Below are 20953 nucleotides of genomic sequence, written 5' to 3'. Positions count from 1 at the left end.
GAGCGGAAAATACGCCTCGATCCGCGCCATCTGGCGCTCGCTCAACAGAAACAAATCACCCATCACGGTACCCTCCCGGACACCGTGAATCACATCTCAAACCAAATTAATAGGTCCTGAACCTAGAGCCTGGCCAGACCGCGCATGTTCGAGCGCACCTTGTACCGATGCGCCTGACGATCCTTGCCGATCCCACGCCATACACCAGTTTTCTGGTCGCCCGCAGGCACCGTCGTCCAATTCGCCGAGCACAACTCGGGCAACGAGCGCTCGTTGACACGGGCACGTAGAGGACCCCCGAAATAACTCTCGGAGGTCCGATAATCAGCACGTTTCAGCCAAAGACGCGGCCAATTCTAGTCGATCGGATACTGGGGACGCGAGGCTGACGGCGTCGTGCCGCTGTAGGGCGGGGCCTTGGCGTCGAACTCGGTCCAGCCTTCTTCACGATAGCTGGCGATCCGGGTGTCACGGTCGATCGGCGTGGCATCATCCATGATCGCCTCGACCGTGGCAATGTGCTCTTCGGGAGCTTTCACGGACACCACCGTGCCGCCGCGACGGACTGTCTCGGCATGGTAGTTCGCATCATCCTCGCTGAGGCCTGCGTCGGTGAATGAGCCGACCAGTCCGCCGGCTGCCGCGCCGGCTGCCGCGCCGGCCGCCGTAGCTGCCAGCCAGCCAGCAGCGACGACCGGACCGACGCCTGGAATGGCGAGTATGCCGAGTCCCGCAAGCAGGCCTGCTGCGCCACCCACGCCAGCGCCGATGCCAGCGCCTTCGGCAGCGTTGGTGTCATTGCTGCGGCCATCCTTGCCGATGACGCTGATATCGGAGTCCGATATCCCGGCTGCTTCAAGGTCTTCCACCACGAGAGTGGCAACTTCATAATCATCATAAGAGCGAGTAATTGTGCGTGTATTTGATTCTCCACACGTTTAGGGAAAGCGGAATCCCTCAGTTGCGAACGATATTGCCGCGATAGTCGACAGAGACGTTGACCTGGGCGCCGGCACTCATCGCGGAGCCCTTCCAGACTCCGTTGTCGTCCTTTTTGAGCCCGGTGACCGCGGTGTAGCCGTTCGCTTCGAGGCGGCTCTTGGCTTGCCCCTCCGTGAAGCTGTTGGCGCCCGGCAGCGGAGCATTTGTCGGCGAAGTCGGCGTCGCAGCGGAAGGCGCCTGGGCCATAGCGGCGAGCGGCAGGGTGGCCGCGACGAGCGCGACCGTGAACAGGTTTTTCACTTGTGCGGATCCTGGAGCGGCGAAGCCCGCTCATCTGAACCCAACGAATGGCCGCTCATAAATGTTCCGGAGCCAAGATAGCGGATTGCGCAGGGCGCTCCGGACAACCGCCAATGCCTCTCTGCGGCGCCGATCCTTAATGCAGGTCGGTGGCGCGTGTTCAGGCCTGCGTCGAGCAGCCGTGATGACCGGGTCAACGTCCAACGAGGGTTTCCATGCCGCCGCAGATACCCGTCTGATCAGCGCTGCCCTGCCAGATTGCGAATTTGACCAAGCTCCTTGCGGTTGAAAATGCCGCTAGGTGTGCCTCAACCTCACAGTCGGGATGTCTGTCGTCAGAATTGAGCCGGTTCTCAATGTCATGCATTATGCTCGCAATGAGCTTTATGTCGGCTAATTCGTGCCGACCACCGATTGGCGCCTGATGCCGGATCAGCTCGAATGTCTCGTCATTGGCGGCGGTCCGGCTGGTCTGACGGCCGCAATCTATCTCGCCCGATTTCATTTGTGATCCGCCCCCGCCGAGAGGTCCAAGTTTAATGTTAGTGTGCTGTTGGCCTCGGGGCCAGCGCGGGCGGCGTAGCTGGTCTGGATAGCGCAGCCGCCCGCGCGGTCATGGCGGGCACGAAGACTTCCGGAGCCGGTGGCTTGTAGCCGAGCGAGCCGTGCGGGCGCACCGTGTTGAAGTGGCGCCGCCAGCTTTCGATGACGATCTTCGCTTCAGCGAGGGTATAGAAGATCTCGCCGTCGAGAAGCTCGTCGCGGAGCCTGGCATTGAACGACTCGATGAAGCCGTTCTCCCAGGGACTGCCGGGCGCTATGTAGGCAGTCTTGGCGCCAACCGCGCCGATCCAGGCCTGCACGGCCTTGGCGACGAATTCGGGGCCGTTATCTGAACGAACATGCTCCGGCACGCCGCGCAGGATGAACAGGTCCGAGAGCACGTCGATGACATCGATCGCCTTCAGCCGGCGATCGATGCGGATCGCCAGGCATTCGTGGGTGAACTCGTCGATGATGTTCAGCATCCGGTATTTTCTCCCGTCATGGGTGCGGTCCTCGACAAAGTCGTAGGACCAGACATGGTTCGGGCGCTCGGCGCGCAGGCGGATGCAGGATCCGTCCGCGAGCCAGAGACGGCCGCGTTTGGGTTGTCGGGCTGGAACCTTCAGCCCCTCGCGTCGCCAGATCCGCTCGACCCGTTTGTCGTTGACGACCCAGCCCGCCGTCGAACGCAGCAGCGCGGCGATCTTGCGATAGCCGTAGCGGCCGTAGCAGCGGGCCAGTTCGACGAGGTCGGCGATGAGTTGCTCCTCATCGTCGCGGCCGCGCGGGATCCGGCGCTGGGTCGAGCGATGCTGCCCGAGCACGCGGCAGACCCGCCGCTCCGACACTTTGAGAGCGAGCCGAACGTGGTCGATGCAGACACGGCGACGCGCGGGGCTTACCAGTTTCCCGACGCGGCTTCCTTCAGGATCAGCTTGTCGAGCGTCAGGTCAGCGACGGCGCGGCGGAGCCGGGCGTTCTCGGCCTCCAGCTCCTTCATCCGCCTGACCTGATCCGTCTTCAGCCCACCGAACTCCCGGCGCCAGCGGTAATAGCTAACCTCCGTCACGCCAATCGAGCGGATCGCGTCGGCAACGGATTGCCCCTGCGAGACCAGCACATCGACCTGCCGCAGCTTCGCGACGATCTCTTCGGGCTTGTGGCGCTTCTTCGGCATGGCGGTCCTCCTGTCTGCCAAAAGACATACTTCAGGGTGGACCAATTCAACGGGGGTGGATCAATTGCTTGCACCCATAATCATGCAGGCTTCCCAGATGGAATTTCGGGTCTCGACCTCCTTAGGCGCATGCGCCTCCAGGCAGCTAGGTACGGCTCTCGGATCCTCGATGGCCGGATTCAGAAGTTAGATCGCTGCGGTGCCGGATTTTCGGCCCGAGGACACGGAAACGAGCTGAGAGCACGGGCCGTTCTAATTGCTACTGGAGTGGCGAACAGGCGGCCGCCGATCGATGACGTACTGCACGCGGAAGCACTCAAGCTAGGACGCCTGCGCTATTGTCCGGTTTGCGACGGTTACGAAATCACCGATCAGGACGTAGCGGTTATCGGTTCTGACGCGCACGCAGCGCAGGAGTGCGAGTTCCTGAGGTCTTTCACCGATCGCGTCAGCCTTGTTCTCGACGGGCGCACTAGCCTCGAGGAGCGGATTGCCAAACACCTTGCAAGCATAGGGGTCCGCGTCATCGGCGGTCCGGCCGAGCGATTTCGATTGGAGGCGAACGGCTTGAGCCTGTGCTGCGCTCCTGGACGGCTTTGCTTCGAAGCGGTCTATCCCGCACTCGGATCACGCATCCATTCTGAGCTTGCGACAGGCTTAGGAGCCGATGTGACCAAAGAAGGCTGCATCAAGGTGGATAGCCACCAACGCACCAGTGTTGCTGGCCTCTACGCTGCAGGGGATGTCGTCCTTGGCCTCGACCAGATTAGTCACGCTATGGGAGAGGCGGGCGTAGCCGCCACGACGATCCGAAACGACCTTGCTCTGGTCCGTCAGAAATTTCGCTAGGTATGTCGCCGCCACTCGATTTCCTGATCCGACACCCCTGCCAACGCTGATGACGCTATCAGTCAGCACCGAACCAAGGACCCCCCGTCTTGGGCACAACATTTTGGCGACCGACGCAGGTCAATGCGATACGACGGCGAAAGCGAGTGCCATAGCTGCAATAAGACCGGCGTAAGCGAGCCAGATCGGGTATCGGCTCAAAAGCCAGATCCTGTATAAATTCCAGTGTGAGATGACGTTTGTCATTGTGATCTCCGAAGTCCTGTTAGCGGGGAATTTTCAGTATTCCCGAACTGTCGGCTCGAAGTCAGTTTTTGGCGGATTCTCGGCTGACGATGCATTCCGCAAGATCCGCCGAGCGGCTCCCGACTATGGTTGCCAGCCGCGATGCGAAGCCGGTTGGTGCAGAACGAGTCTCAAAGGCTTTCGACCATGCGACCGGCAAATGTCAGATGGTCCGCGCCGATCGAAGTGATCCTGATAGGATCGAGTCATCAGCCCGCATCATGGAACAGATCCGCCCCTTACGAGTTGGGTTGAGATCGGGCGGTCATCGGACTGTCCGCAATGCGCCGCGCAGGCGGCGCGCTTAAAGTGCAATCCACATGACAGACTATACCTCCGTTGGCGTCGCCGACGGCACGACCGGACGTGCATCGTCCGCTGTGTCCTGGAGCGCTGTATTGGGAGGTGCCGTCGTCAGCGCGTCCATCTCCCTGATGCTCCTTGCCGCCGGTGCCGGGCTTGGCTTCACCTCTGTTTCGCCCTGGTCGAATGCGGGCGTCGCCGCCACGACCTTCGGCATCGCAGCCCTGATCTGGCTGGCTCTGGTTCACCTTGTTGCGGCCAGCGCTGGCGGCTATCTCGCCGGGCGGCTGCGGACCCAGCGCGTTGGCCTCCACACTGATGAGGTCGCGTTCCGCGATACCGCGCATGGCTTCATGACTTGGGCCGTCAGCGCCATCGTCACCGCACTGCTGCTGGCCTCGACCGCGGCTATGGTCATCGGCGGCACAGCCCGGCTTGGCGCTACAGCGGCGTCTGGGGTCGCATCGTCCGTTTCCGACATGGCGAGCCAGGCAGCCGGCCGTGTCGACCTGTCGAATCTGGACCCCTCCGCGTACCTGACGGATGCCCTGTTCCGCAGCGAACGCCCGGCTCCGGCGTCGACCGATGCCGGCCCGGCCCGCGCCGAGGTCGGCCGCATCGTCGCGATCAGCATCCGCAATGGCGACATCGCGCCGGCCGACAAGACCTACGTCGCGAGTGTGATTTCGACTCAGACCCGCATCAGCCAGCCCGACGCCGAAAAGCGCATCAACGACGCCATAGCCAAGACGAAAGAGGTCGCCGCAAAGGCCGAGCAGACCGCTCGCGAGACGGCCGACATAGCCCGCAAGGGGGCTGCCTCCTTCGCTCTGGCGACCTTCATCGCGATGCTGATCGGCGCGCTGGCTTCGAGCTATGGCGCGACTCTCGGCGGCCGTGCCCGCGACAAGGTCGAGGCCTGATCACTAAGCCCGCCCCCTGAAACTTGGAGAGAGTAAAATGGCCACGACTGCACCCAAAGTCCTCGATGACATGTTCCATGACATGCTCAAGGACGTCTATTACGCCGAGAAGCAGATCCTGAAGGCGTTGCCAAAGATGGCGAAGGCAGCGAAATCCCCCGAGCTGAAGAAGGCCTTCGAGACCCACCGCACCGAGACCGAGAACCATGTCGAGCGGCTGAGCGACGTGTTCGAAGCCATCGGCAAGGCACCTCGCGGCAAGACCTGCGACGCAATCCTCGGCATCCTCGAGGAAGGCAAGGCTGTCATGGAGGATTATGCCGACAGCCCCGCCCTGGATGCCGGCCTCGTCGCCTCTGCACAGGCGGTCGAGCACTACGAGATGACGCGCTACGGCACGCTCAAGTCCTGGGCCAAGCAGCTCGGCCACAAGGAGGCGGCAGCGCTACTGGACGCGACACTTGCCGAGGAGGCCAAGACCGACAAGCTGCTGACGCAGCTCGGCGAGCCGGCCAATTCCGCGGCTGTCGCCAAGGCGGCCTGATCTGCAAGCGCTCGTTTCCCCGGCAGCATTCCCTGCCGGGGTTTTTCTTGCCAGCGATCGAGTAGGCGATGTTCGTTTCCGACACTACAGTTCAGCAGGATCTGCGTGGAGGCTGCCCGCCTTGGCTGGCAGGATTCAGGCGACCTGTCCGGGCAATGCTCAAACGGGACCTAACCTGTGACATTCTGATCGTAGGCGCCGGAATCACGGGCGCGCTGTTGGCGCAACATCTGACCGCGCTTGGTCACCGGGTCTGTGTGATAGACCGCGAGCGCGCTGGCTTCGGTAGCACCACTGCCAGCACTGCGATGCTGCAATGGGAGATCGATTGCCCCTTGAGTGAGCTCACCAACTTTTATGGCTTCGAGCGCGCCGCCAATATTTATCGACGTAGCCATCAGGCGGTGGCGGGTCTGAGGGGGCTGGTCGACGATCTGGGATTGCGATGCGCTTTCCGTCATCGGAGTTCGCTCTACCTCGCGGCAGGAGACGTTGGAGCCGCGGAATTGCTCGCCGAGCATCAGCTTCGCGAAAGAGCGGCACTCCCTGGGGTCTACCTCGATTATCCGACTTTGCGCCGCGAGTTCAACTTCGATCGGGAAGCAGCAATCATCTCTCCCGGATCCGCGGATGCCGACCCCTTGTTGCTGGCGCATGCGCTCTTGGCGCAAGCGATCCAGCATGGCGCAACGATGTTCGATGCACAGGCTGTCTCCTATGACAACTTCGGGCACGGCCTCATCGTCGGCCTGGAAAGCGGTCACCAGATCGAAGCGAAAAATGTCATCCTGGCGACTGGATATGTCATGCCGGACTTCCCGAAAACCGAACTCCATAGCACAGCCTCCAGTTGGGCCATCGCCACGCCGCCGCAAACGCCTGAGGCGCTATGGCGGGATGGAGTTCTGATCTGGGAAGCGTCGGAAGACTACCTTTATGCAAGGGCCACCGCGGATAATCGCATCGTGATCGGCGGCGAGGACGACGACACTGTTACTGAGCCCGACGAGCGCGATGGATTGATGCCTGAGAAGGCCGCGACGATCCTGAGAAAGCTCTCGCTGCTCAGGCCGAACGCAGTCGCGAAGGCCGAGATGATCTGGTCGGGCGCTTTTGGTCAAACCGATGACGGCTTGCCTCTCATTGGTCGGGCGCCAGGGATGCCCAGCCTGTTCGCTGCCTATGGCTACGGCGGCAATGGCATCACCTTCAGCTTCTTGGCCTCGCGCATGATTGCGAAAATGATCGGAGGCGACCAAGAGGAGTGGTACGACGACTTCGCCCTCGACCGCCCCGTTCCAAAGACGTAGCGGGCGCCGCTGCGTGTTTTGCGGCTCCCATGCACGCGGCAGGCCTGATAGCGGCTGCCACCGACGAGTACGATACCCAAGCTGTGCTCAAGCAAGCTGCGACAAAAAATTACGACCCGCCAAAGAGATAAGCCGGAACGGCCGGGGCGCTCGCGCATTCCTTTTGATCGGAGAAGGCGTCATGGCCAAGTTTCGAATAACAACCAAGGACGCAACGGGACGGCTCCATTCGCGATGCTGGCCGCGTGCCTGGGACTGCAACTTCCGGCAGCAGCAAACGAGATCAAGCTGGTCGATCCCGTTCTGCCCTCATTTCTCGATGACCTGATCATTCGCGGTTTGACGCTGGGCACCTCGCAATTCGATCTGCGCGTTCACGCCATCAAAGCGACGTCACGATCAACGTCTTGAAGCGCTGGCATGACAGCAACGCCCACGTCACGATGATCAAGACCAAATAGGGGTCGTCGGACGCGCTCATATACTTCTCGCGGGAGAGCTCATGCAGTCTTCTCACGAGACGAAGGCGACAGGGATGATGAGCGGGGCCAGGCTCCGGTCGACGGCGAATGAGCCAGCAAGCGAAGTCGGCCAACGCGCAGCAATGGCGCGTCGCAGCCGCAGGAAAGTCGGTCAACGCTCGAACCGACGAGGGGCGTATTGGTTAGAGCACAACCGCTGTGCTCCACTTTAGCTACGTGAGTTGGCTATCCTTGCTGCCGCGCCGATTGATGCCCCCACTGCCGATCGAGCGCCGGTCGAGGCCTGACTGGCACGCGACGCATGTTCGCGCACCGGGCATTGCTACGCGGCGCGCTTCCGGGATCTCCTCCCCGCAGGCTTGGCAGTAGAGTTCTCCGGGGCCCGTGGGCAGTTTGGCGCGTGCAAGCCTGACCGCATCGTTGATCGAGTCGTCGATCTGATCTTGAACCGCCCCGTCTGGGGCCCATCCATTCGCCATGGTTACCTCCCATCTCGATCTACTGAGATGGTGCGTAGGCAAGGCATCTTCAATTACATGGCACAAGATGGCTGAGCGCGTTACCGCCTTCGTGGTCAGCGATTCGGACGACAGTGGCCGATGGACACGCCGATCCTCCTAATGTGAAGCGAAAACTGGGAACTCGTTTCGCGGGCTGTCGGCAGACAGATCTGGATCATGCCTGCTTCGCCCGATCAAGCGTCGTCATAATCCAGATTGCACACTCTATGGCGCCGGCCGCAGGCGTAATCAGTAGGGCTTGGAAGTCCTGCCAACGCTTACTCGGCATCGGGATCCCGACCGTGGCGTCGGTCGAGCAGTCGCATAAATGGCGTGACGGTCACGCCGTGCATTACGACTGACATGAGGATGATGAGCCCGACAAGCGCCCAAAGCCGATCGCTTTGCTCGACCTCCCCGATCCGGTTCAGGCCGTAGGCGAGATAGTAAATCGAGCCAACCCCGCGGATCCCGAAGAAGGCGAGCGTAGCCTTCTCCGTCCTGCTCGCGTTGTGACCCAGCAGCCCGACCAACCCCGTGACCGGGCGAACGACGAGGAGGATGGCTAGCGCGGTCGCAACCTCGATCCATCCAAGTGGAGCCAGCAATCCGCTAATCAAGGCACCGCCCAGCAGCAGCAGGAGCCCCATCATCGCCATTCGTTCGACCTGCTCCGTCAGCTCGTGCATAGCGAGCTGAAAATCGTGGCCCCGGTCGGCGTGGCGGAAGGTCAGCGCGGTCACAAAGACGGCGAGAAAGCCGTAACAATGGATTAGCTCAGTCAGCCCGTACGAAACGAACGTCGCAGAGATTGCAATGAGCCCGTCACCAGTTCGCGAGAACTGCGTCTTGCCGGGAGCATGGAAGGTCAACCAGCCGAACGCTCGCCCAACGGCGTAGCCCGCCGCGACACCGGCGCCGATTTCCCAGAGTACGTTGTACATTAGCCATTCTGCCAGCCACGGCCTTCCCGTCGCGGCCGCCAACGAGAGAGCAATAGCGAGATGGACAAATGGGAAGGCGAAGCCATCGTTCAGACCGGCCTCCGAGGTAAGCCCGAAGCGAACCTCATCCTCTTCACCAGAGCTTGGCGGCCCGACTTGAACGTCGGCGGCCAGAACGGGATCGGTTGGTGCGAGCACTGCTCCCAGCAACAGCGCCAACGCCCATGACAGCCCCAGCCACCAAACTCCGACGAGCGCGATAGCCGCGATGCTTAACGGCATGGTGATCACGAGCAGCCGCCAGGTTACCGTCCATGTCCTAAAATCGAAAACCCGGTCCAACTTCAAGCCTGCACCCATAAGTGCAATAATGACCACCATCTCAGAGAGCCGCTCGGTCATCTGGGGGTAGCGCATGGGAAGCGGATCGAGAGCGATCCAAGGAAGCGAAAAGATCGCTGCTCCCAAGACAAGACAGACAATCGGCAGAGACAAAGGCAGACGCCGCAGGGCCAAAGGCAGCCACACGGCGAGTGCGATGAGAAACCCCGCGCCCGTCAGAAGAAAAATATAGGGATCGTGAGCGAAGTCGGGTGTGAGGTTCATCGTACTCAACCAGTTACTCTGCAGATCGATCCCGCCGGCAGCGAAGTTTTCGGCATGAGCATGACTTAGCCCGGCGGAGCAGCTCATCCTTCGCAACATGCTTGGCGTGAAAAGTTGGTAGCCCGCAGCGCTGTTCTCTCAGCTCTGCCCTAGTCTGCGCGGGCGGCCACTCAACGCCACGAGGTGGCGCAGGGGCAACCGTAGCTTCCTGCTGCCGAGTGTCGGCGCTTGCGGGAAGGCTGTCGAATCGTCCCCGGACTCTCACGCCGCTCTCTCCCGCGGATTATCGCATGTCTGGACGTGGCGTCTCGAAGATCCCGCTGGGCGATGTCATAGGCTTCATCAAGCAGCCCGCCGGGCCGCCGCGACCTGATGCCTGCAGGCGCCATGTTCCGGCAGATCGCGACCTCCTCCAGCGCCTCGTTGAGGAAGCGCACCGGCGAGCCGAGGGCGGGCGGAAGGCCCAGTTGATCCAGCTGCCGGTCGAGGCGCACGACATGGTCGAGCACGCGCCACCCCCATTCCGCTGTCCCGTCGGGGCGGAATGCGGCGAGGACATGCTCCTTGACCTTGGTCTCTATCTTCAGCGCGTCGACAGTGGATTCCGCCGCGCCGCCAGCGCCGGAGCCGTCGACCTGGTCCCGCGTCGGGTCGAAGCCACGGACACCGCCGGCGCCGATCCGATCGAACAGGCCGGAGAGCCACACCCCGGCTTGCAGGCAGTACTCCGCGATGCCGCCGGCGCTCGCCTCCGCATGCAGGGCCGAGGCGTTCGGGTTCCACATCCGCTCCCGTCCACCTCGCAGTTTCTGCGTCTGCGGCTGGAACTCCGGCTTGATCTCCATGATCTGCTGAAGCTGGCGATGCAGCCCGCGGGTCGTCTCGCTCCGGGAGGCCCAGAACATGGCGAAGCCGTCCATTCCGTGAGGCGGCTTCCCGGCGAGCTCAGCCAGGCGCCTCACCCGCAGCGGGCTTTTCCGCACCGCCTCGAGCTTGCCGTTCGTCACCACCCGGTTGATGGGCCCGCGCCGCTTGTTCCCGCCGATCTGGGCATCGATCTGATCGATGGTGAAGCCGCAGAGGTACATCACGGACGCCTGCCAGCGCTCGAGGTCCCGGAGCTTCGACCGGCGCTCCTTCGTCTCGAACTGGATCGCGGCGATCTCGGCCGCGTGGGCGGCGGTCTGCGCCGCCGTCGCATTGGCTAGCGATGCCTCGCGCGCCTTCCTGGCCCGCTCTCGCTTCGCCTTCTTCGCGGCGGCAAGCTTCCGCGCCGCGCTGGCGCGCTTGCAGCCCTTGGAGCAGCCGCCTGGGCACGGCAGCTTGTAGACGCCGGCACATTTCGACTGGCGGGCGGCGAGGCGTTCGGCCCGCGCCTGTTCCGTGGCGAGCTTCTCGGCCGCGATCTCTTCCTTGGTCCGATGCTTGGCCATGCCGCCCTCCTGATGCGAAGACGGCCGGCAGCGACATGCCACCGGCCGAGGGTATTCCGCGCTCGCGCCGGCTTAGGCGACGGCGTCGGCGAGATCCTTGGCGACCTTGAACTTCGCGACCGTCTTGGCCGGGACGTTGATGGTGGCGCCAGTGGACGGATTGCGGGCAGTGCGAGCCTCGCGCTTGTCAGCCTTCAGCTTGCCGATGCCGCCGAGCACCACTTCTTCCCCTGCCTTCAGGGTCTTGGCGACGACGCCGGCGAGCGAGCCGAGGATGGCCGAGACGTCGGCCTTGGACTTGCCGGTCTCGTCGGCGATCGCGGCGATGAGTTCGTTCTTGGTCACTCAACTTCTCCGTTAGGGCCACTATGGGCCGGGATATTCCGCGGTCTGCGGAATCTCAGATGGCGCGGGCGCGGCGATTGCGACCCTGGCCGGTTGATCCAAATACCTTGGCCGAGCGAGGCAGCGGCTGCCGGCCGCGGTCCTCGGCGCGGTCTTTAGCGCGGGCCGCTGCGAGTTCAGCCTCTACCTTCGTCGGAAAGATCTCGGCAACCGGCTTGCTGTTCTCCTTGGTGACGACGCCTTCGATCACCACCGTCCGCACGCCGATGCCAAGCGCCTGGAACCGTGCGATCCAGCCGTCCCTGTTCGGTGACGGATCGGCCCAGAATTCGCGGGTGAGCTTGGTCTCGGTCATCATTCCTTGGCCTGACGCGATGCCGCCAAGCTCCGCTTCACCTTCCGCGACTCCAACCGACAGAGCGACGGAGCGTTCTCACAAGCCATTCTTTCCGCCTTGGGCGCGTGGCCGATAGGCCGGTTTTCATGCTGCCTCGGATCAGCTTTCAACGCCTCTCCTCATCAGCAATCGTTGGCCCCTCTGCAGGGATGGAGGGGATCTTGCCATTTCCACCGCAGAGGGAGTGCTCCGACTAGCCGTCAGCTGCTGGCCCGGCACCGAAGAAGATCAGCGCGAATGCGCCCGCGCGCTCGACAAGAGCAGCGTGACAGCATTTCGGCCAAGGCGTACGCGGCGACTGTGAGCGGTGCGCTGACCCGCCATAGCCGCGCATGTCCGGCGCGACGCATCGCCAGCCGGCCGCAGCCAGCTCGTCCAACTGACGGCGCCAGATGATGGAAAATCCGGGCAATCCGTGGAGGAAGATCATCAATCGCCCATCCGCTGGCCCAGCCTCCAGCCACTCGGTGGCGTGCCGCGGTGTTTCGAGGCGGTGACGGATCAGGTCGTTCATCGGCTTTGCTCCAAGGGTGACTCGGCAAGCCCGGCACCTCCCGGCCTCAGGGTCTTGATCAACCGCGCAGTCGGCCCGAACTGAGTCATCTCAGTGCCGGCCAGCTGGAAGCCGAGCGATTGATAAAATGGCACTGCGTACCTGCCCGAGACGACCCGAAGCGAACGTGTCTGGCTCGCCAGAAGGTCTTGTTCGGCGCGCAGCAACAGGGCTCGCCCTTCAAAGCGGTCGACTGCGCTATTGCGTAGGCGCACTGGCTCTGCGTGGGCTCCAGTGACTGCAGCACCGGCAGCTTTTGGAACGCCTGAACGACCAGCACGAATACGTTGAGATAGAGCGCCGTCGTTGCAGACGCGCCGTAGACGATGCGCGCCCAGCGATGAGCTTTTCAGTGCCGATGCGGCGACGGCCAGCACGATCAGCGAGGCCACGCCAAACATCAGGCCCGGTGTCAATCTGCCGAACGGGAACAAGAACCCGGACTGGTTGCGACGGTCGTCACCAGGAACACCGCCTGCAAGACCGGGAGCCAGCGGCCGGCAGCCAAGGCGGGCATCGCCACCAGCCCGGTCGCGATCGCGACCAGGCTGATGGCGACATGCGCCGTGAGGAGTGTGTCGAGCGGCATAACGTGGGTCATGGCGGGTCTCGTAGTCGATCGCGCAATAGCTGACGCAGTGAGGCCGGCCGGTTCAGCTTCGGATGAAGGCGAGCAAGTCCGGGTTCACGATGTCGGGATGGGTCGTGCACATGCCATGCGGCAGCCCTCATAAGCCTTGAGCGTGCCGTTCTTCAGCAAATTGACCGCAAGCAGCGCCGAGTTCGCGATCGGCACGATCTGGTCGTCGTTGCCATGCATCACCAGCACCGGAACCTCTACAGCCTTCAATCATCGGTGAAGTCGGTCTCGGAGAAGGCCTTGATGCAGTCGTAGTGGGCCTTGGCGCCACCCATCATGCCCTGGCGCCACCAGTTCTGGATCACGCCCTGATCGACCTCGGCGCCCTCGCGGTCGAAGCCGTAAAACGGTCCGGTGGGCACATCAAGGAAGAATTGTGACCGGTTTCCGGCCGTAGACTGCCTGAAGCCGTCGAATACCTCGACCGGCACGCCGCCGGGATTCTTCTGTGACTTGACCATGATCGGCGGTATGGCGCAGATCAGCACGGCCTTGGTGACACGGCCGGGCTTGGCCGTGGCGACGTAACGTGCGACCTCGCCGCCACCGGTCGAATGACCGATATGGATCGCGCCCTTCAGGTCCAGAGCGTCGGCAAGTTCAGCGACATCGGCGGCGTAGGTGTCCATCTCGTTGCCGGTGTCGGTGTGGCTGGAGCGGCCACGGCCGCGCCGGTCATGGGCGATGACCCGATAGCCCTTCGCGAGGAGAACATCATCTGGTTGTCCCAGTCATCGGCGCTCAGCGGCCAGCCGTGGTGGAAGACGATCGGCGTGGCGTCCTTCGGACCCCAGTCCTTGTAGAAGATCTTGGTGCCGTCAGTGATTTTGAGAATGCTCATAGCTCTGTTCCTTTCGTGAGATATCGCGTCGAGAGAGGATGCCGGCCGGGGGACCACGAACACCCCCGGTAAGCCTAAGTGTCGATAGTCGACTTCGACTACAGCCCTTGCAGATGCCGCAGAATGTCGGCCGCTCGCTCGCCGATCACGGCGCAAGGAGCCTGGGTGTTGCCGGTCGTGACACGCGGCAGCACCGAGCCATCGGCGATCCGCAGGCCGGCGATCCCATGCACCGCGAGCTTGGGATCGACCACCGACATGTCATCCGAGCCCATTTTTGCGGTGCCGCACTGATGCCAGTAGGTCACCGCAGCATCTCGGATGAAGGCATCGTCGACCTGACGACCGGTTCCGGGGATACGTTCGGCGCTGACGAACGGCTTGAATGCGTCGCTGCTGCCGATCTCGCGGCAAAGCTTTACACAAGCCCGAGCCGCTTCCAGGTCGCGCGGATCCGACAGCATGTTGGCGTCGACGACAGGCATCTCGCTCGGATCGGCAGACTTGAGGCGTATCCGACCACGACTATGGGGCTGGGCAAGCCCTGCGAACATCGTCCAGCCATGGTCAGGCACCCCTAGAAGAGCCGTCCGCTCACTCGGAACCGGGAACTCCACCTGGCAGAAGAGCAGATCCGGCGCGGTTAGGTCGGGCCGGCTCTTCCAGTAGAGGGTCGCTTCGCTGCCGCTGTTGCGGGGCGCAAGCGGCTCACGATACTCCCACGTACAGCCGAACGAGACGTGATCTTGCAGATTGCGGCCAACGCCGGGGAGGTGCTGGATGACGGGAATGCCGAGCCGCGCGAGTTCGTCGCGATCACCCACGCCTGACAGCATGAGCAGCTTGGGCGTATTGATTGCACCGGTCGAGATCACGATCTCGGTGCTTGCCTTGATCGCCGAGATCGACCCGGCTCGTTCGATCTCCACACCGATAGCGTGGCGCCCGTCGAACAGCACACGCCGAACGACGGTCTCGGTCAGGATCGTCAGGTTCGGATGATCGGCGATCGGCCGGACATAGGCACGGTAGAGGGATTGTCGTCGTCCCTCGCGAACCAGCATGTCGGCATAGGCAACCCCGCCGACGCCTTCCATCATCTCACCATTGGGATGATCGAAGCGAGGGATGCCGAGACCTTCCGCTGCATCCAGCAGGGCGCCTGCGATCGGGCTTGGGCCCTTCGCAGGCTGGACCCAGACCGGGCCGGTCGTGCCCCGGTATTTGGCGTCCGGCTGACCCTGCCAGTTCTCGATCCGACGATAGATGTCGAGGACTGAAGCGTAGTTCCAGTTGGGATCGCCCGTCTCCGCTGCAAAATGGTCCCAGTCGCTGCGGTGGCCGCGCGCCCAGACCATGACGTTCACGCTGGAGCCGCCGCCGAGACCCTTGCCCATCGACATCGAGAGAGCTCGGCCGTCGAGGTGCGGGTTAGGCTCGGCCTGGAAACCCCAGTCGCGATCCGTGCCGAGATTGGTGGGCCACAGAGCGGGATCCAGCACGGATTCCGCTTCGTCGTCGGGCCCGGCCTCGATCAGAAGGACGGAACAAGCCGGGTTCTCGGCCAACCGGCGCGCAACCACAGAGCCCGACGAACCGGCGCCGCAGACGATGAAGTCGTAGGTGGTCTCGAGGTTGGCTTTGCGTTCGGCCTGGTGTTCGCGCGCGCGTCGTTCGAAGCCCCCGGTATCGCCGGGGGCGGAGGCGTCAGTCATGGTTCGATCTTTCCAGTTCGGCGCTGGGCCGTTTCGAGGACCGCGGTACGCGGCTGGCCGGTTACTTCGCGGCGGATGCTGCCTGCCGAGCGGCCTGGTCGATCACATCGGCCACGACCTTGGGCTGCGTCACGAAGAGGGCATGACTGGCCGAGACCTTCGTGACCTTTGCGCCGATGCGCTTGGCCATGTGATCGAGCATCGCCTGATCGAAGGCCTTGTCCTCGCTGGCGATCACGGCCCAGCTCGGCTTGGTGCGCCAGGCGGCGTTCTTCAGCTTGGTGCCGAAGGCCGACAGGTTGATCGGCACCTGCGAGTCACGCATGAAGGCGACATCTGCATCGGAGACATCGTGCGCGAAGCCGGCCTTGAACTTGGCGCGGTCGACGAAGGCGAAGCCGTCCTGCGCCTTGTCGAGGACGAACTCGGTCGGCGGGGCGAAGCCCTCGTACTGCTGCGCCGTCGTCTCTCCGGCATCGGGAGACAGCGCCGAGACGTAGACGAGGCCGGTGACCTTGGGATCGACGCCCGCTTCGGTGATGACGGTGCCGCCCCAGGAATGGCCGACGAGGATCGTGGGCCCGTCCTGCCTGTCGACCGCCCGCTTGGTGGCGGCGACGTCGTCTTCGAGCGAGGTCAGAGGGTTCTGGACGATCGTCACGCGGTAGCCGCGAGCCGTAAGCAGGTCATAGACACCGCGCCATCCCGATCCATCGGCAAAAGCGCCGTGGACCAGAACGACATTCTTGGCAGGCTGCGCCGTGTTTGCAGGCTGGGCGAGAGCGGCCTGCGACATGGTGCCGATGGCGGCTGCGGCGAGAAGGGTGTTGCGGATGGACTTGTTCATGACAGCGCTCCTGTGTTTTGATTTCGCAGTAAATGTTATTGTGATAACAATGTGCCGGTTGTCGCCATCCTTGTCAATCTGACATTTGTCGCGATATATGTTTTCGAGATCACGGTCCCGTGAACCGCAGTGAAAGGCCTGCCGATGACCGATGCGACCACCGCTCCACCCGTGCCGCTGGAGGACCAGCTCTGCTTCTCGATCTACTCCGCGGAGATCGCGATCCAGCGGGCCTATAAGCCGTTGCTCGATGGCCTCGGGCTGACCTATCCGCAGTATCTCGTGCTCAACGTATTGTGGCGTGAGGACGCGCAGACCGTCGGCGGCATCGCTCAGCAGCTGGCCCTGGAATCCAGCACGCTGACGCCACTACTGAAGAGAATGGAAGCGGCCGGGCTGTTGCGCCGCACCCGCAATCCCGAGAATGAGCGCCAGGTGATCATCGCTCTCACCCCGGACGGTGACCGTCTTCGCTTTCGTGCCGGCTGCCTGAACGCTAATCTGCTCGAAGCGTCCGGCCAGACGGTCAGCGACCTTGGGAAGCTCAATCAGCTCATCCGGGATCTTCGCGATGCGATCTACGCCCATACCGGCGCCTTAGGCGGAGGGGAGCCGGGAATGGATCCCGACCCCAAGGGCTGACGGCGAGAGCCAAGGCTACTTAGACCGTCGGCACGGTCCCGCCATCGATGACGTATTCGGTCCCGGTGATGCTTCCGGCTCGGTCCGAGGCGACGAAAGCGATCAGGCTCGCGACTTCGTCGGTGCTGGCCGGGCGGCCGATCGGAATGCCCCCGAGGGAATCCATGATCATCTTCGTGCTCGCCTCGACGCTGACGCCCTGTTGCTCGGCGAGGCGCTCTGCGAAGTGGATCGATCCTTCCGTAGCAATCCAGCCCGGCGAGACACGGACGACTCGCACGCCTTTGGGGGAGACCAGCTTCGAGAGGCTCTTGCTGTACGAAGAAAGCGCCGCCTTCGCCGCCGCATAACCGACTGTCGCTTCCGGCAGCGGCATGACGCGCTGAATGGAGGTGACGTGGACGACGACACCGCTGCCTTGCGCCGTCATAGCCGGCACAAGCTCGCGATCGAGGCGAATGGCCGGCATCAGGTTGAGGTCGAGCTCCTTGCGCCATTTCTCGTCGGTCAGGGCCTCATACCCTCCTGCCGGGGCGGAGGAGCCGCCCAGCATGTGCACGATGATGTCGACGCCGCCCAAACGCTCCCGAACGGCCTGCGCCAGCTGCGCGCAGCCCTCCGGCGTCGTGAGATCGCCGCCGACGAACATTTCGGCCGGCAGATCCTCCGGTTTCGACCTGGCGCTGGTCAGGACCTTGGCGCCCAGCTCCCGGAAGAGTTGGACGGTTGCGGCGCCTGCGCCACGTGTGCCGGACGTCACGAGCGCCCGCTTGCCTTCGAGGCTGATGAACGGGTTCACAAGGTGATCTCCAGTTCGCCGATCTTGTCGCCTTCCAGGCGGAAGAAATGCCGCAGGTCGATCGGGCTGCCCGGGAAATTGCCCTCGACGTGGCAGGTCACGACGATGCGGCCACGCTCACGTTCGATCGCGATCGGCGTCGACGTCGCTGTGAATTTCTTCGAGTAATCCACCTTCCACTGACGGATCTCTTCTCGACCGGTGTGCACGTAGTTCTCATCCCGGACAGTAGCGGTGTCCGAAAAGCAATCGGCCATCGCCCGGGGATTGGAATCGCGGCCTGCAGTAAAGTATTGAGCGATCGCTGAAGGCAGTTCAAGAGACATTGTTGCCATCCTCATGCGTTAAATTATACAGAATTGGCCGCCGGCTGACCTGTTTAGATCTTGCTTCAGCGGCTGCTTCACGGACATCAACTTAGCGATGGACAGCGGAACTGATAATCGGGATAAATTGGGATGAAACGTTGCGAAATCCGGGACAATGATCGGCCACAACCTCATCGAGCTGGATGCCGTCATGGCCGTCGCGCGTCGCAAGTCGTTCCGGGCGGCGGCCGTCGAACTGCAGATTTCGACAACGGCTTTGAGCAACCTCATCGCGAAGTTCGAGAAGCAGCTCGGCGTCCGTCTGTTCAATCGGACGACCCGAAGTGTTTCCCTCACCGATGCAGGACGGAACTTCGTCGAAGAGATCGGGCCCGCTCTTGTCGAGATTCACAGCGCTATGGACAGCGCCATGTCGCAACAAGAGGTGCCATCCGGGACAATCAGGATCAACGCGTTCCCTACAGCAGCCCGGGAGATCCTGGAGCCGGTGATCCTAGAATACCTGCGTCGATATCCGCAGGTTCATATCGATCTTGTGACGGAAGGTCGTCTGCTCGATGTCGTCGCCGACGGCTTCGATCTTGGCGTCCGAAGTGCCGACTTGGTGCCCGACGACATGATCGCTGTTCCCATCGGCAAGGCCCGCTTCTACGTCGTGGTGGCCTCGCCAGCCTATCTGGAGATGCAAGGCAAACCGCGGGTCCCGCTCGATCTGCTCAATCACGCCTGCATCCGCATCCGCCTGCCCAATGGCGGCATCTACAAATGGCACTTCGAGAAAGACGGCCAGCCGATCCAAGTCGACGTCAAGGGTCCGATTACCCTCGATGAAGCCAGCCTCTCACGAACTGCCGCCCTCAGAGGGATCGGCTTGGGGCTCTTCATGGAGTCGGATGTTCGTGAGGAGATCGAGGCCGGCCGCTTGATCAAAGTCCTTGACGACTGGATTAAACCGGTCGCGCCGCTGTGCCTCTATTACCCTGGTCGGAAGAACCCATCCGCTGCATTCAAAGCATTCATCAATCTCGCACGCGATTTTACCACAGCTTCAAATGCCGATCCCGGGCCACGTCGCGGTTAGGCCTCATAACTTTGAAGGTCCGGTTTTGGGCGGGTGGCGAATGGCAGCTAGTGGCGGCGCAAGGCCGCCACTCGTACGTTGAATTTGCCATGGCGACCTTCTCGGCTCCTGCGGAGTTCGGAGAGCTCGACGCGCAAGCCTGTTACCTCTTCGCCGAAATCGGATCGAGCCCGGTCTTTCGAATCGTCTCCGCCGCGTCCACGCCGCCCAGACAAGCGATAAGCGCCTTCGCGGCCTCGGTTTCCTTGGCGTCGGCGGCGAGCCCGGCCGAGAACACCGTGACGCGCTGCACCGCCTCGGGCAGCGTGCCGACGAAATCCAGCCCTTCGATCGGGATAAGCTCGCTGACTTGCTGAAAGCCGAGCTCCGCCTCTCCGCGGGCCACGATGGTGCCGACGCGCTCGCTGAATATCTTCTTTGCCTTAGCCATCACCTTGCCGCTTGGATCAAGCTTCGGGAAAAGCTCCTCGGACAAATAGGTGCCGCTGGCACTGGCCGAATAGGCGATCGACTTGGCCTCCATCAGCGTATTCTTGAGCGCCTCGACCGTCGAGATGTCAGGCTTTGGTGCTCCTGCCTTGACCGAAAGGCCAATCGCCGAACGCGCGAGATCGGTGCGGGTGCCGGCCATGCCCTTGCCGTCCTCGACCAGCTTGTCGAAGGCTTCTCCCGCCAAGATTACGACATCGGCCGGCTCACCGCGCGCGAGCCGATTGGGAATCGCATCGGGCGCCGCGCCCATCGAGGCGCCATAGGCGCTGACAACCTTCTGGCCGATCTTCAACTCGCAGGCCGGTACAAGCTCTTTGTAAGCGGCGGTGAAACCGCCCGAGCTGATGACATTGACGTCAGCAAATGAGGGCTGGGCACAGAGCAGCGCGCTTACGGCGACAAAGGCGGTGCGATCTTTTGTCATAGATTGTCCTCCTTCGTCGGATGTTGCGGCCGGGATTTAAGAGGTGCAAGAGCAGGGACGGCAAATCTGCGTCCGCGCCCGCCAGGTCCGCTTCAATGAGGTCAGCAGCAAAGCTTGTCCCAGCTTCGACGTCCGCAAGGACGAGATCGGGCGGTTGGTCTGACAGCGATGTCGGGCGCTGTGTCTGGCTGAGCGCTCCGCGCCTATGATCCACGTGCCATCTGAAGTCGAACGCGTTCGAGCAACGAGCTCCAGGCGGTTTCATGGGACGGAGTGATCGGCTCTGCTTCGGCAGCCATCGAAGAAGCGGCATCTCGCCGGGCGCGCTTCTTGCTCACCCGATCCCGAACCGCTTCGCGCCTCACACAATAGGCCGTCGAGCGCTTCTGCATTGCCATCTACCCCTTGCCCCAAAGGGCAAGGTAGTCGGGCGACTACCGCTGCGTCGCCAGCATTTGACATACCGCCGAGCGATAGTCGGGGCACTCGGTAGGCGCTGCTCAAAGAAGCGGCAGGGCGATCAACGTGCCCCGCCCTACCACAATCGCCACCCTGATCCAGGCGCCGCGAACGTCAGTGTCAAACGGCCCGCAAAGTTGCCCCCCGATCGGCGTCCAATGTTGACCCCTTGAGTATGCTTCGCGGCGAGGGGCGGCGCGGCGGAGCTGGTCTGGATTGCGCAGCCGCGCCGGCTCCGGATCGAT

24 protein-coding genes and 1 pseudogene are annotated in these 20953 nt (G+C 62.7%); 7 read left to right on the top strand and 18 right to left on the bottom strand.

From position 1 onward, the window contains the following. Positions 1-356: 356 nt before the first annotated feature. The 4 genes from RKE40_RS27520 to RKE40_RS27505 all read right to left on the bottom strand — a co-directional run bounded on the left by RKE40_RS27520 (position 357) and on the right by RKE40_RS27505 (position 2965). Positions 357-872, bottom strand: coding sequence for a hypothetical protein (locus tag RKE40_RS27520; RefSeq protein ID WP_316021355.1), 516 nt, complete (start codon positions 870-872; stop codon positions 357-359). A gap of 85 nt (positions 873-957) precedes the next feature. Further along, complete coding sequence (locus RKE40_RS27515; RefSeq protein WP_316021354.1) at positions 958-1242, bottom strand: PepSY domain-containing protein; 285 nt, start codon at positions 1240-1242, stop codon at positions 958-960. A gap of 193 nt (positions 1243-1435) precedes the next feature. Then, positions 1436-1747: a hypothetical protein gene (locus tag RKE40_RS27510; RefSeq protein WP_316021353.1), complete on the bottom strand. Its 312-nt coding sequence runs from the start codon at positions 1745-1747 to the stop codon at positions 1436-1438. A 37-nt stretch (positions 1748-1784) separates the two neighbouring features. Continuing rightward, a protein-coding gene (locus tag RKE40_RS27505) for an IS3 family transposase (protein ID WP_316021352.1) occupies positions 1785-2965 on the bottom strand; the annotation gives its coding sequence in 2 pieces (ribosomal slippage) (positions 1785-2701 and positions 2701-2965; 1182 coding nt in all). Positions 2966-3094: 129 nt separating this feature from the next. Here RKE40_RS27505 and RKE40_RS27500 point away from each other — a divergent pair. The 5 genes from RKE40_RS27500 to RKE40_RS27480 all read left to right on the top strand — a co-directional run bounded on the left by RKE40_RS27500 (position 3095) and on the right by RKE40_RS27480 (position 7590). Then, positions 3095-3814 (top strand): NAD(P)/FAD-dependent oxidoreductase, encoded by a 720-nt coding sequence (locus RKE40_RS27500; RefSeq protein ID WP_316021356.1) that lies wholly within the window; start codon positions 3095-3097, stop codon positions 3812-3814. A gap of 719 nt (positions 3815-4533) precedes the next feature. Beyond that, entirely contained in the window at positions 4534-5325 is a 792-nt protein-coding gene (locus RKE40_RS27495) for a hypothetical protein (RefSeq protein ID WP_316021351.1), read from the top strand. 37 nt (positions 5326-5362) lie between these two features. Further along, positions 5363-5869, top strand: a complete 507-nt coding sequence (locus RKE40_RS27490; protein ID WP_316021350.1) for a YciE/YciF ferroxidase family protein — start codon at positions 5363-5365, stop codon at positions 5867-5869. Positions 5870-5937: 68 nt separating this feature from the next. Further along, positions 5938-7179: an NAD(P)/FAD-dependent oxidoreductase gene (locus RKE40_RS27485; RefSeq protein WP_316021349.1), complete on the top strand. Its 1242-nt coding sequence runs from the start codon at positions 5938-5940 to the stop codon at positions 7177-7179. A gap of 234 nt (positions 7180-7413) precedes the next feature. Next, positions 7414-7590, top strand: coding sequence for a hypothetical protein (locus tag RKE40_RS27480; RefSeq protein WP_316021348.1), 177 nt, complete (start codon positions 7414-7416; stop codon positions 7588-7590). A 283-nt stretch (positions 7591-7873) separates the two neighbouring features. On the opposite strand, the gene RKE40_RS27475 is transcribed toward RKE40_RS27480, so the two are convergent. From RKE40_RS27475 to RKE40_RS27425, 11 genes and pseudogenes are all read right to left on the bottom strand, one after another. Beyond that, positions 7874-8140: a DksA/TraR family C4-type zinc finger protein gene (locus tag RKE40_RS27475; RefSeq protein ID WP_316021347.1), complete on the bottom strand. Its 267-nt coding sequence runs from the start codon at positions 8138-8140 to the stop codon at positions 7874-7876. 299 nt (positions 8141-8439) lie between these two features. After that, positions 8440-9798, bottom strand: a complete 1359-nt coding sequence (locus RKE40_RS27470; RefSeq protein WP_316021346.1) for a cation:proton antiporter — start codon at positions 9796-9798, stop codon at positions 8440-8442. An 83-nt stretch (positions 9799-9881) separates the two neighbouring features. Further along, on the bottom strand, positions 9882-11144 hold the full coding sequence (locus RKE40_RS27465; protein ID WP_316021345.1) for a hypothetical protein: 1263 nt from the start codon (positions 11142-11144) through the stop codon (positions 9882-9884). Positions 11145-11216: 72 nt separating this feature from the next. After that, positions 11217-11489 (bottom strand): HU family DNA-binding protein, encoded by a 273-nt coding sequence (locus RKE40_RS27460; protein WP_316021344.1) that lies wholly within the window; start codon positions 11487-11489, stop codon positions 11217-11219. Positions 11490-11544: 55 nt separating this feature from the next. After that, complete coding sequence (locus tag RKE40_RS27455; protein WP_316021343.1) at positions 11545-11844, bottom strand: hypothetical protein; 300 nt, start codon at positions 11842-11844, stop codon at positions 11545-11547. 235 nt (positions 11845-12079) lie between these two features. Continuing rightward, positions 12080-12400: an alpha/beta fold hydrolase gene (locus RKE40_RS27450; RefSeq protein WP_316021342.1), complete on the bottom strand. Its 321-nt coding sequence runs from the start codon at positions 12398-12400 to the stop codon at positions 12080-12082. Continuing rightward, a complete protein-coding gene (locus tag RKE40_RS27445) occupies positions 12397-12831 on the bottom strand; it encodes a GNAT family N-acetyltransferase (RefSeq protein ID WP_316021341.1) in 435 nt (144 codons plus the stop codon). Before RKE40_RS27445 ends, RKE40_RS27450 begins: the two co-directional genes overlap by 4 nt. A gap of 20 nt (positions 12832-12851) precedes the next feature. After that, positions 12852-13040 (bottom strand): hypothetical protein, encoded by a 189-nt coding sequence (locus tag RKE40_RS27440; RefSeq protein ID WP_316021340.1) that lies wholly within the window; start codon positions 13038-13040, stop codon positions 12852-12854. 52 nt (positions 13041-13092) lie between these two features. Beyond that, positions 13093-13920, bottom strand: a pseudogene (locus tag RKE40_RS27435) (alpha/beta fold hydrolase). A gap of 98 nt (positions 13921-14018) precedes the next feature. Beyond that, positions 14019-15635 carry a GMC family oxidoreductase gene (locus tag RKE40_RS27430; protein ID WP_316021339.1) on the bottom strand — a complete coding sequence of 539 codons (1617 nt, stop codon included), beginning with the start codon at positions 15633-15635 and terminating at the stop codon, positions 14019-14021. Positions 15636-15696: 61 nt separating this feature from the next. Continuing rightward, entirely contained in the window at positions 15697-16482 is a 786-nt protein-coding gene (locus RKE40_RS27425) for an alpha/beta fold hydrolase (RefSeq protein WP_316021338.1), read from the bottom strand. A gap of 144 nt (positions 16483-16626) precedes the next feature. Here RKE40_RS27425 and RKE40_RS27420 point away from each other — a divergent pair, with 144 nt between their 5' ends. Further along, positions 16627-17124, top strand: coding sequence for a MarR family winged helix-turn-helix transcriptional regulator (locus RKE40_RS27420; RefSeq protein ID WP_316021337.1), 498 nt, complete (start codon positions 16627-16629; stop codon positions 17122-17124). Between the two features lie 19 nt (positions 17125-17143). Here RKE40_RS27420 and RKE40_RS27415 read toward each other — a convergent pair whose 3' ends face one another. After that, positions 17144-17923 carry an SDR family oxidoreductase gene (locus tag RKE40_RS27415; protein ID WP_316021336.1) on the bottom strand — a complete coding sequence of 260 codons (780 nt, stop codon included), beginning with the start codon at positions 17921-17923 and terminating at the stop codon, positions 17144-17146. After that, a complete protein-coding gene (locus RKE40_RS27410; RefSeq protein ID WP_316021335.1) occupies positions 17920-18249 on the bottom strand; it encodes a nuclear transport factor 2 family protein in 330 nt (109 codons plus the stop codon). Before RKE40_RS27410 ends, RKE40_RS27415 begins: the two co-directional genes overlap by 4 nt. Before the next feature lie 157 nt (positions 18250-18406). Between RKE40_RS27410 and RKE40_RS27405 the strand changes: the two genes are divergently transcribed. Next, complete coding sequence (locus RKE40_RS27405) at positions 18407-19333, top strand: LysR family transcriptional regulator (RefSeq protein WP_316021334.1); 927 nt, start codon at positions 18407-18409, stop codon at positions 19331-19333. A 142-nt stretch (positions 19334-19475) separates the two neighbouring features. Here RKE40_RS27405 and RKE40_RS27400 read toward each other — a convergent pair whose 3' ends face one another. Beyond that, positions 19476-20249, bottom strand: coding sequence for a substrate-binding domain-containing protein (locus tag RKE40_RS27400; RefSeq protein WP_316021333.1), 774 nt, complete (start codon positions 20247-20249; stop codon positions 19476-19478). Positions 20250-20953 lie beyond the last annotated feature (704 nt).

This window comes from Allobosea rubneri, assembly GCF_032464875.1.
GTDB classification, from domain to species: domain Bacteria; phylum Pseudomonadota; class Alphaproteobacteria; order Rhizobiales; family Beijerinckiaceae; genus Allobosea; species Allobosea rubneri.
This window is presented reverse-complemented; position numbering and strand designations above follow the sequence as displayed.